Genomic DNA, 9324 nt, shown 5'->3' with positions numbered 1-9324 from the left:
CCCCACACCCCACCCCCTCTTACCAATGACAGCCATAATCACGAAACCTGAACAATCAGGAGAATTATTGTTAAAATTGTCGCGAGAAACGGTTCCCACTATCGATAACGGTAAAATTCTCGAATTAAGAGAATCGGGAGCCAGTAAAGCTCAAGAATTAGCCATTCCTGGCAGAAAAGATGAAGAATGGCAATTCACCGATTTAAGTCAACTCTGGGCGATCGATTTTCGCGCCCCCCAACCCGTTACAATCGATAAAAATGCCCTAGCTGTTTTTTTGCTGCCTGAAGCCAAAAACAGCCGTTTAGTCTTCGTTAACGGCATTTATCAGCCTGAATTGTCCGATATCTCCGCTTTACCCTCCGGTGTCAGGGTCAGCAATCTCGCCAATGCACAAAAAGATGTTCTTGTCAACTATCTAGGGAAAGAAAAAACCCCCGAATTTTTTACCGCACTCAACCAAGCTGGTTTAAGCGATGGGGCAGTAATTCACGTCACCGCTAACACCGTCGTCACAACCCCGATACATCTCCTATTTATAACCGTTGTGGAGGAAATTCCCCGCTTTTATCAGCCCCATAACCTCATCGTGGCGGAAACGGGAGCCAGTGTCAATATTATCGAGAATTACGGAGCTTTAGCCGAACATTGCTCCGATTTACCTGTAAATTACTCTTATTTTACCAACGCTGTCACGGAAATTTACCTCGAAGCCAACGCCGAGGTCATCCATACCAGAGTACAACGGGAATCGGGAGATGGTTTTCACATCGGACGCACGATAATTGAACAAGGGCGCGATAGCCGTTACACTCTCAACGAGATAAATCTAGGAGCTAAACTCTGCCGTCATAACCTCGATATCCTGCAAAAAGGCGAACAAACCGAGACAAATCTGCACGGATTAGCCATGATTACCGGACAACAAACCGCCGATACCCACAGCGCCATCTATCTCAACCATCCCCACGGCATCGCCAACCAACTGCATAAATGTATCGTTGATGGTAGTGCTCACGCCATCTTTAATGGTAAAGTGTTTGTTCCCAAACCCGCCCAATTAACCAACGCCTCCCAGTTAAATCGGAATTTGTTAATTTCTAACAAGGCACGAGTCAACACCAAACCGGAATTACAAATTACCGCCGATAACGTCAAATGTTCCCACGGGGCAACCATTAGCCAACTGGAAGCCGATGATTTATTCTATCTGCAAAGCCGGGGCTTAAGCGCCGACACCGCCCGCAGTTTGTTAATTGATGCTTTCTCGGCCGAGATTTTAGCTAAAATTCCTCTAGAATCCCTCCGCCAAAGATTGGGGCAATGCGTCGCCTGTCGCAGTGTGGAATAACTCTACCGGGGTGGGTGTCAACCCGCCCAAAGTACCCCTCTGACTCCTGACTAAAATGACAATTATCCAAGAAAAAACCCTCGCCCAAAAAGTCCGCGCCGATTTCCCTATCCTCCATCAAACCGTACACGATAAACCCCTTATCTATCTCGATAGTGCCGCCACTTCCCAAAAACCGATTCAAGTATTAGAAACCCTGCGAAACTATTACGAAAAAGATAACGCCAATGTGCATCGGGGGGCGCATACTTTAAGTGTCCGGGCAACGGAAGCCTACGAAGGAGCCAGAGATAAGGTGGCTAGGTTTATTAATGCCGCTTCTCGTCAGGAAATTGTCTATACTCGCAACGCCACGGAAGCGATTAATTTAGTCGCCTACAGTTGGGCATTAAATACCCTGAAAGCAGGGGATGAAATTATTCTCTCGGTGATGGAACACCACAGTAATTTAATCCCCTGGCAAATTGTTTGCCAAAAGACGGGGGCGGTGATTAAATATGTGCAATTAACCAGCGACGAAAGCTTTGATTTAGAACAATATAAATCCTTGTTATCTGAGAAAACTAAATTAGTTGCTGTCCTTCATGTTTCCAATACATTAGGCTGTATTAATCCCGTTGCCGAAATAGTCAGCCTTGCCCATCAAGTCGGGGCGAAAGTATTAATTGATGCCTGTCAAAGTGTCCCCCATTTAGCCATTGATGTGCAGTCCATAGATTGTGATTGGTTGGTGGCTAGTGGTCATAAAATGTGCGCCCCCACCGGTATTGGATTTTTGTACGGCAAAGAGGCGATTTTAGAGGCAATGCCGCCCTTTTTTGGTGGTGGCGAAATGATTGCAGAAGTCTATTTAGACCATTTTACCTGTGCCGAACTGCCCCACAAATTTGAAGCGGGAACCCCCGCTATTGGCGAAGCGATTGCCCTCGGTGCTGCGGTAGAATATTTAATGGGTTTAGGGATGGATAATATTCATGCCTACGAAGAAGAGTTAACCGCCTATTTGTTCAAAAAATTAGGAGAAATTGAGGGTTTAAGAATTTACGGGCCGCCACCTAGTTTAACGGGCCAAGGTCGGGCTAGTTTAGCCGCCTTTAATGTGGAAGGGATTCATGCTAGTGATTTAGCTACTTTATTAGACCACGAAGGAATCGCTATTCGTTCCGGTCATCACTGTACCCAACCTCTACACCGCCTTTTTGATGCTTCCGGCAGCGCACGGGCAAGTCTATATTTTTATAATACCCGCGAAGAAATTGATAGCTTTATTGTCGCTTTACAGGAAACTATCGATTTCTTTGCCAATTGTTTTTCTTAGGGGGATTTCTAGCCATTTTCCTGTTATTAAAGAGTGAAGGAAGTTACTTATTATTATCAAGGAATTTGTCGCGAAACGGGCGAGTTATTGCGCTTGCCCCGCACTCTTTTGGCTGAAAAAATTGCCCAAGATTTGATGACAACTATCACCAATCCTGAAGGTAAAATGTATGGAATTTTATTAGGAGAAAATGCTGCTGGCGAAATAGAAATTTTAAAAGCTTTTTCTGGACAGGGAGAAGCCACCGGCTGGGTTCCGTCCCTAGTGGGGAGAGAAAAAATTATTCGGGAGGAAGAGCGAGTTTTACAACTTTTAGAAACAATTAAACAGGAAATTATCACCCTACAATCAATTCCCGAACATAATTTATATCGACTCAATCAAGCAAATTTTGAGCGCAAAATACAAGCTTTACAGCAACAACATCAAAACCATAAACAGGAACGAGATAGATTAAGAAATTTAGGAAATTTAAAGCCAGAAGAATTAGAAAATTTAAATAATATCAGTCGTCAGGAAAAAAGAGCAAGAAAGCAATTAAAACAGGAACAAAAAAAAGTTTTAGACCCCTTAATTGATAAAATAAACTTCGCCAATCAGAGAATTATTGAACTTAAGCAACAGCGTAGAAACCTCTCCAAACAGTTACAGGAATTGCTGTATCAATCCTACTGTTTAAATAACTTTTCTGGACAATCTCTCTCCTTAGCTAAATTGATGGGCAGTAATTTGTTACCGACAGGAACAGGGGAATGTTGCGCCCCGAAATTATTAAATTATGCCGCCATGAAAGGATTAAAACCCATCGCCATGGCCGAATTTTGGTGGGGAGAATCGAATCGAGATAGAAAACAGGGAGAATTTTATGGCGCTTGTCAAGAAAGATGTCAACCTCTCATGGGTTTTTTACTCTCTGGTTTACGTTCATCCCTAGAAATTATCTACGAAGACGAGGGAATAATTGCTATTAATAAACCCGCAGGATTATTATCGGTAGCAGGACGTTATCAAGATAGTCAAGATGCTGTGGTTAATCGGTTTCGTCGTCAGGGAAAAAATCTCATTCCCGTTCATCGTTTAGATCGAGAAACTTCTGGTATATTATTACTAGCTAAAAGTTTAGATATTTATCGTTGTTTATCCCAACAATTTCAACGGCGAGAAGTGGAGAAAATCTACGAAGCTATATTATCAGAAATTATTGAGCGAGAATCGGGTATAATTGACCTACCTCTCTGGGGAAATCCGCAAAATCGACCCTATCAAACTGTGGACTGGCAAAGGGGAAAAGCTAGTCAAACCTATTTTAAAGTTGTCGGTAAAGAAGGCAATTATTCTCGCCTCGAATTTATTCCCTACACGGGAAGAACCCATCAAATTCGCGTTCATAGTCAACAGGGATTAGGGATAGGAATTTTAGGCGATTTTTTGTATAATGGTAAGCAGTCCGACCGTTTATACCTACACGCTAAACAATTATCTTTTCGTCATCCTCAGACCGAAAATAAACTTGATCTGATCATTCCCACTCCCTTTTGAGAGCTATAAAATCTCAACTTCTTGCGGAGCCAAAAATTTGCTGGCTCTCTTCGGTTTGGTGGGTAAAATGTATTCTAAGATGCAGTTATCCTGGCGAGCGAGTCGAACAAACCACAAAGACACAAAGGACACAAAGATCGCTCTCTCCTATATAAGTTAAACTGATCACACAAAGAATAAGAGAGCCATTTGCTGGCATTGACAATTATGAACTTGCTTTAGGCTATCATCAGGTGGCTGAATAAGACTTTTGCAGGATATCTCTTAAGATGCCTTCGCCCTAATTAAAGGCGGACTTGATCGCTTTTTACGCTAGATTGTGCTATAATGAGAAGTTGGCATTTTTTAGGCAGAGAGCAGTTACAGGAGGTGAATTAGGTTAATGACCCAAGTGGTAGTTGGTCAGAACGAGGCGATCGAATCAGCCCTACGTCGTTTTAAGCGACAGGTAGCGAAAGCGGGAATTTATGCGGATATCAAAAAGCATCAATTTTTTGAAACCCCTCAAGAAAAGAGAAAGCGTAAAGCAGTAGCCCGAAGACGACAAAGAACCCGTCGTCGTTAAATTCCACCAGTCAGAAGCTGAATAAAGGCTTCTGGCTGTCTTTTATTTTGATCGGGTTTTGGGGGTTGGGAAACAGATTAGGGAGTAGGGGAGTAGGGATAAAACAACTGATGGCTGTCTCTTGCCAGAGTGCCTATCTCTACTGGGAAATTAATTCTGCACGACTACTTAAAACTCAACCCTTTGACCATAACTTAGGAGACTTTGTAGGGTTGCGAGGCGATTTTCCCAGACTTGTATTTGATAGGCAGATAAATCTTTTTGTCTGGACATCACAGATTTAAATTGATAGCTAAATCGCTTTAGAGCATTTTGAGTTAAAGTCAAATTGCGAGGGCTGGGATTATTAGCTAATTGCTCTAATAGATTAGCCATTTCGTCCACTTCTTGCCCCCAAGTTTTTAAGGTTCGCTCCTCCATTGCCCATAAATTATTAACTATTAAAAAACTCCACTCTTGACGCAGAGAATTAAACCGCGCTGCTGCCGTTTTAAAGGGTTGACGGTGGGGTAAAGGTTCAGCTTTTTTCGTAATTATCGATCCCTGAATGCGATTAAGAATTGTTTGCAGGTTGGGATTGAGATTTTCTGTGGCAAAAAGAGCGAATCCCGAAGTGGGAAGATTGCGAATAAATTGTAGTTGATCGATGGTGACTTGATCGGGTACTTTTAACAGACGGATACCGGGTATAATCAGAGCATTTCCTGCAATTTGGCGATCAAATAAAGACTGGGTTTTATCTTCTAAAGTCCCTGTATCGAGAGCATAAGTCATTAAAAATATTATATCTATCCATTGATTTTGTCCCCATTCTTCCCAGTTTTGCTGAATACGATATAACCGTTCTTTTTGTTCTAGGGGAAACACCGCCGCCGACATTTTTAATTGGGGGCGAATCTGTTTTAAACGAGTAGAAACCTGGGAGACAAAAGTATCAACCTGACGGATTTTAAAGCTAGTCCATTGTTCCCATAAAGCACCCCGGGGATTTAAAGTAATGGGATCAACTCCTGTCATTTGTTTAAATAACCAACGGCTGGATTTACCATAACCATAGGTTTGATTATAATTTTGATTCTGGAAGGGATAGCGAATATAATCTAACTGCAAGCCATCCACATCGTAATTCTTGACAATTTCCTCGTAAAGAGATAAAAGATAGTTCTGTACTTCGGGATTAGCAGGATCAAAAAAGGCCTTTTTCGTGCCTTGACTGTAATCAAAAGAACCACCACTTTTATTAGTTGCACCCCAATCGGAATTACGCGATAAAACTGGACCGAGATAATTTAATGGTTGCTCTAATACTTTATTATGAGCTTGATTAGCTGCCGCAAAAACCCACACCCAGGCGTGGATTTCCATATTGCGTTCATGGGCTAATTTAACGGCAACTTTGAGGGGATCCCAACCTCTAGTTAAAGGGTTTTGTTCGGGGGCAACTTGACTGGGATAAATAGTATAACTAGCATTAACTGTCTCGAAAAAGACCACATTAATACCCGCTGCCGCCATGCGATCGAATACTTTAGCTAAATCCTCCTCGTTTTTAGCTTGTACGATCGTGCCTCGATCTAACCACATTGCTCGTATTTCTGGTTGGGCAAATTGTCGATTAGTGGGATAATTATCCCAAAGATTTCGCCGCGCTTGTAACCAATATTCCCGCGCTTGGGTATAGTCCCCCTGAGTGATTAAATTCTGAAAATTATTTAAGGTTCCTTGGGCATTTTCTAGGGCTAAACGGAATCGTCTCGCCCCATCCGAGGTGGGGGAATTTTTTGCCCGATTATGAAATGCTTGTGCTAGGGATTTATCGGTAGTTAAAGTGTTATTATTACTGGCTTCTAAAGCTAAGAGAGTCGCCCCATAACGCCCGATTAATCCCTGCAATTCTGCCGTCATCTGGCTAATTTGTTGAGAAGTTAGGCTCGCTCTGGGGAGAATTGCCTCGGTATTCGGACTTAATCTCGCTGTTTCACTGGGGGGATTTTCTAAAATCTGGGGTAAAGGGCGACGGGGTGCGGTCGCTGTTGGGGTATTATTAATATTATTAACTATTGTTGATTGCCCTTGACAATAGGGCGCGATTGTGCTAGGAGAAGAACTGCGATTAATGCCGTAGCGTTGCAGAGCGGTTTCTAGCCAAGCGCTATCGAGGGCGAGATTAGCCACGGCATCGCTGCCCCAGCGCCAACCGAGAAAGATCGAGTTATTATTGAGGACAACGGCAGGGGGATTATTGCGTGCCCCCCAGACGGCAACGGTTTGGCTATTAATTCCCGTGGGGATAACCACACCACCGAGGAGACTGCTGGCTAAAGGTTTTTGGTTTTTCAGTTCGCCTAAATTAGTCGGTCGCAGGGTGTAAGCTTGAGGGTGGGGATAAGCCCAGTAAGCCCCGAATAGCGATCGCAGTTGATTCCGCACAGCAGGTTCCGAAAGATTCCCCGCTGGACCGGTGACAATAATTTTACCACCGCGATTAAGCCAACGACTCAAGACATCAGCTTGTAAACCGGAAATAGTCTCGACGTTGGGGATGATTAGAACCTTAATTTTATTTAAATCCGTGTCGCTTTGCCACTGATTACTCTGGAGAATGCAGTAATTAACCCCGACATTTTGCAAACGATCAGTTATATCTGTCCATTGATTGGCATTTTCTTGACTTTTTAACACTGCCACTGGTGTCGCTAAAACTGGGATCGGTAGCAAGACACCCACACAGGACAAAAGACAGGCAATTAGGGGCTTGTTAAAAAGATGATCACGACGGAAGGACGATCCCAGCACGTTTTTTTCTCTTAATTTTTTTGGTTAACTCCTCCTGATCTTACCCAACTTAGCCAAAAAATAGTATCTTTGGCAACAAAAATTACGTCTTAGCCGTCCGCAACGGGGTTTTAGGGTTTTAGTTGAGTTTCCCCACTTCCCCATTCCCCCATCTCCCTACAACTGTAAGGACAATTGCCGAAAGTGATCGCCGCGATGTTCAAAACTTTGGTATTGGTCAAAACTAGCGCAAGCTGGGGATAATAACACCACTTTAGCCTCTTTTGCCAGTCCTAATTCAGCCGCACGTTGAACTGCCCTGTCCATCGTCTCTACACATTCATAATCTTGATAACCTGCTGACTGTAAACGACGGGCAAAATCGGCGGCAGCGTCACCAATCAGCAGCACAGTGGCGACTTTTGCCTTAATTTCAGCGATCCAAGCCCGATCATCCCCTGCTTTCGCTTCTCCTCCCGCAATTAAAATCGCCGGACCCGGGACTGATTGTAAACCCACGGCGGCAGCATCGTAGTTAGTTGCTTTACTATCATTAATAAAGTCTAGTCCTTTGTAGGTACAAATGTACTCTAGACGATGGGCAACTCCGGGGAAAGTGGCGATCGCTTCGGTAATGGCTTTTTTCTCGATTGCTGCCAATCTAGCGGCGGCCACAGCCATAAGCAAATTCTGCTGATTGTGACTACCCACCATTTTCAGGAGATTAACTGGGGCAATTAATTCCCCAAAAGCCACGATCCAGTTATCTTGCAGATAAACACCACGACTAGGATCGCCCAAAAGCGCCTCTTTGCCTTTCACAGAAGTCCAATAAGCTTGTTGCCATTGACTAACACCGATTTGACGCAGATAGGGATCATCACCGTTGAGGATTTGGAGATCGCTTCTTTGCAGTAAAGAGGCTTTAATCTGATAATAATTTTCCAGGGTTTGATGACGACTGAGGTGATCGGGGGTAAAAGTTGTCCAGATGCCGATTTTCGGCGATAAATCCCCACTGGACTCGATCTGATAACTACTAATCTCCGCAATAATCCAATCGTATTTATCGGCTTTTAAAGCCAATTCACAGGCAGCATAGCCGATATTACCGCAGGAAGGGGCATTTAACCCCGCTTTTTGAAAAATAGCAGCACAGAGGGCGGTGGTGGTGGTTTTGCCGTTAGTTCCCGTAATCCCCAACCAAGGGGAAGATTGCAGATAACGCCAAGCTAATTCTAATTCTCCGATCGTCTCGATGCCTTTTTCTCTGGCAGTAATTAAAATTGGGGCATCCCAAGGCACGCCGGGGCTAACCACGATAAGATTAGGCAAGTCTGAAGTCTCTAGACTGAGATTTTGACCAAGATTGACAATAATTCCTTCGCTTTCCAGATTGGTTTGCAGTGCTTGTAAACTGGGAGAATCGGAGCGATCGCTTAATGTCACCTGCCAACCATCCCGTTTTAAGCATCTTGCCGCCGCTATTCCCGATCTTCCCAATCCAATAATCGCCGCTTTCGCCATCTTGTTGTCACTCTACTCAAGAGTCAATTTTTAGCAATCTCTATCCTACTGTGGATTGTGACCTTATTTCTGGACTTCCCCGTTGACAAAAAGCCATAATCTGTGCTGTAGAAGGGATTAAAAGAATTTCCGCCGCCCCGTTACTGGGTACAAATCAGGGAAACTCCCAATAAATCTAACGCTTTTTGTTGCAGTTGGGTCGGTCGAGTTATCTTAGAAAAACGATAACTTCCCTCCCTAATCGTACAT

At 43.7% G+C, this 9324-nt stretch carries 6 protein-coding genes; 4 read left to right on the top strand and 2 right to left on the bottom strand.

The features are described from left to right. The first annotated feature begins 25 nt into the window (after nucleotides 1–25). From sufD to rpsU, 4 genes are all read left to right on the top strand, one after another. On the top strand, nucleotides 26–1351 hold the full coding sequence (gene sufD, locus IQ224_RS18610) for a Fe-S cluster assembly protein SufD (RefSeq protein WP_002747758.1): 1326 nt from the start codon (nucleotides 26–28) through the stop codon (nucleotides 1349–1351). A 55-nt stretch (nucleotides 1352–1406) separates the two neighbouring features. Further along, nucleotides 1407–2669, top strand: coding sequence for a SufS family cysteine desulfurase (locus tag IQ224_RS18605; RefSeq protein ID WP_002747760.1), 1263 nt, complete (start codon nucleotides 1407–1409; stop codon nucleotides 2667–2669). Between the two features lie 33 nt (nucleotides 2670–2702). Beyond that, the gene (locus IQ224_RS18600; protein ID WP_002747762.1) at nucleotides 2703–4208 is read left to right on the top strand and encodes an RluA family pseudouridine synthase; all 1506 of its coding nucleotides are present in this window, start codon (nucleotides 2703–2705) and stop codon (nucleotides 4206–4208) included. A gap of 382 nt (nucleotides 4209–4590) precedes the next feature. Continuing rightward, nucleotides 4591–4773, top strand: a complete 183-nt coding sequence (gene rpsU, locus IQ224_RS18595) for a 30S ribosomal protein S21 (RefSeq protein WP_002738938.1) — start codon at nucleotides 4591–4593, stop codon at nucleotides 4771–4773. A gap of 168 nt (nucleotides 4774–4941) precedes the next feature. Here rpsU and IQ224_RS18590 read toward each other — a convergent pair whose 3' ends face one another. Together IQ224_RS18590 and murD are read right to left on the bottom strand one after the other, a co-directional pair. Beyond that, the gene (locus IQ224_RS18590; RefSeq protein ID WP_194033339.1) at nucleotides 4942–7569 is read right to left on the bottom strand and encodes a family 10 glycosylhydrolase; all 2628 of its coding nucleotides are present in this window, start codon (nucleotides 7567–7569) and stop codon (nucleotides 4942–4944) included. Nucleotides 7570–7725: 156 nt separating this feature from the next. After that, nucleotides 7726–9075 carry a UDP-N-acetylmuramoyl-L-alanine--D-glutamate ligase gene (gene murD / locus IQ224_RS18585; RefSeq protein WP_194033338.1) on the bottom strand — a complete coding sequence of 450 codons (1350 nt, stop codon included), beginning with the start codon at nucleotides 9073–9075 and terminating at the stop codon, nucleotides 7726–7728. Nucleotides 9076–9324 lie beyond the last annotated feature (249 nt).

Source organism: Microcystis sp. LEGE 00066, assembly GCF_015207925.1.
Classification (GTDB): Bacteria; Cyanobacteriota; Cyanobacteriia; order Cyanobacteriales; family Microcystaceae; genus Microcystis; species Microcystis ichthyoblabe_A.
Note: the sequence above shows the minus strand (reverse complement) of the source record. Positions and strands in the feature narration are given on the sequence as shown.

Excerpts from the sequence above, each read along its gene's own strand:
- sufD (WP_002747758.1), top strand. The coding sequence starts at position 26 with ATGACAGCCATAATCACGAAACCTGAACAATCAGGAGAATTATTGTTA.
- IQ224_RS18605 (WP_002747760.1), top strand. The coding sequence starts at position 1,407 with ATGACAATTATCCAAGAAAAAACCCTCGCCCAAAAAGTCCGCGCCGAT.
- rpsU (WP_002738938.1), top strand. The coding sequence starts at position 4,591 with ATGACCCAAGTGGTAGTTGGTCAGAACGAGGCGATCGAATCAGCCCTA.
- murD (WP_194033338.1), bottom strand. The coding sequence starts at position 9,075 with ATGGCGAAAGCGGCGATTATTGGATTGGGAAGATCGGGAATAGCGGCG.